General features: G+C 46.8%; 2 protein-coding genes and 1 tRNA gene. 1 reads left to right on the top strand and 2 read right to left on the bottom strand.

Features of this window, described 5'->3' with window-relative positions:
- Positions 1-168 precede the first annotated feature (168 nt).
- Positions 169-242: transfer RNA gene (locus tag EBR25_13730), tRNA-Arg, on the bottom strand.
- Positions 243-432: 190 nt separating this feature from the next.
- Here EBR25_13730 and EBR25_13725 point away from each other — a divergent pair.
- Complete coding sequence (locus EBR25_13725) at positions 433-1,164, top strand: exopolysaccharide biosynthesis protein (GenBank protein ID NBW42042.1); 732 nt, start codon at positions 433-435, stop codon at positions 1,162-1,164.
- A gap of 130 nt (positions 1,165-1,294) precedes the next feature.
- On the opposite strand, the gene EBR25_13720 is transcribed toward EBR25_13725, so the two are convergent.
- The coding region (locus tag EBR25_13720; GenBank protein ID NBW42041.1) for a 2-oxoacid:ferredoxin oxidoreductase subunit beta at positions 1,295-1,679 on the bottom strand (385 nt) is incomplete at its 5' end.

Genomic DNA, 1,679 nt, shown 5'->3' with positions numbered 1-1,679 from the left:
CTGATGATTCGTCGTGTTCTTTTGTTCGAATCATGCCTCTGGTCTTGAGCATTTGAAAAATTGAGAACGCCCCCGGCATATAGTGATTGGGCAAGCCCAATCTGATGATTCGTCGTGTTCTTTTGTTCGAATCATGCCTCTGGTCTTGAGCATTTGAAAAATTGAGAACGCCCCCGGCATGATTCGAACATGCGACCCCAGGTTTAGGAAACCTGTGCTCTATCCTACTGAGCTACGAGGGCAGGTGAGAGGCGCGAGCCCCTCGACTCTTAAGGGTATTCCGTGTCAGGGAATGAGATCAAGAGCACGGGCAGAAGATGGACGAAAGTGGCTCTTTTGGTGATAATTTGTGCCTATTTTCATTTTTTACCGCTTTCGATACTCTCAGGAGGCTCGCTTCGAGGGTGAATAGCAGCTGTTAAAAAGGACCTCATGGCAATTAGTTCAGGAATTCAGAAGGTGGAAAAGGTGGAAATCAGTCAAGCGGAGAAAAGAGAAAGACTATCTTCCCTGATTCATCGAATCTTTGATCCCGCTCGGGGTGAGGTCACTATTCGCACCATAATGAAGGAACTCGATCATCATGGTATGGCACTCGTTCTCATTTTTTTCTCGCTTCCATCAGCACTGCCAGTACCAGCTCCCGGATACTCAACAGTGCTATCAGTCCCTTTGCTCTGTATCGGTCTTGGGCTGTTGTTTGGAAAAAGGTCTGTCAAATTTCCTGCTTTCATTTCAAAGAAGACCATAAATCTCAGTAAGCTGAAAAAAATGCGATCTCTGATGGAGAAATTAGCAATCTTTCTAGAACGATTCTCCCGTCCTCGTCTGGCCTCATTTGTTCAATCGCTTTCTGCCAGATTGTTGATTGGTCTCCTCATCTGCCTGTTGGGAGTTTCGATGGCAATCCCCATTCCCGGGACAAATACCTTGCCGGCTGGTGGAATATTTCTGATTGGATTTAGCCTTCTCGAAGATGACTTTCTTTTTCTCTTTCTTGGCTTTGCCTGGGGTCTGATTGCTCTATGCTTTACGGCTCTGGTGATTTGGCTAGGAATGGAAGGTGCTAAAAAGCTGATCAATTGGCTTATCCTGGGCGGGAATGGTGATGTAGAGCAGGTTACAAGAGAGATAGTCTCATTCGCCACGCAATTTTTGGCCTAGTGCTTAGGGCGGCTGTTATAAAAGCTTCAGAATTCCTCCTGTGAGAACGACTCGAAACTCGTTGCACCCCTTCCTGCTGTGACACCCCTTCATGCTGTAGTACCATTGTGTTGAGTAAAGAAGTATTCAGCTAGGAAAGCTTCCAGCTATCACTCCCATGGAGTAGTTTTCTAAGATCAGAAGAGGCTCCCTTCTTTATTTTTGCAGCATCAATTTGTGCATGGAGCGCATCCTCATAAACCTCTCGCGTTTCTTGAAAGAAGATTCCCATTGGAACAGGAAATCGTGGGTAGTCAAGTTGTGAAAGGATGTGCGCCATGACACGACTCTTCGGATCGTGTATAGCAACGTTCTCCAGCATTCCGTCCATCTCCTGCTCAAGGATTTGTGGACTAAGACCCGAGAGCCCTATGCCTTTCCCCCCGTTTTCTCCAAAGATAAGCGGTTCGTTGGGTTTTAGCTCGAGTTGGTGTGTTGCTTTCGTCTTGCGCCCCGTGAAGTCGTCAAATACACCA

This window comes from bacterium (assembly GCA_009926305.1).
Classification (GTDB): domain Bacteria; phylum Bdellovibrionota_C; class UBA2361; order UBA2361; family RFPC01; genus RFPC01.
This window is presented reverse-complemented; position numbering and strand designations above follow the sequence as displayed.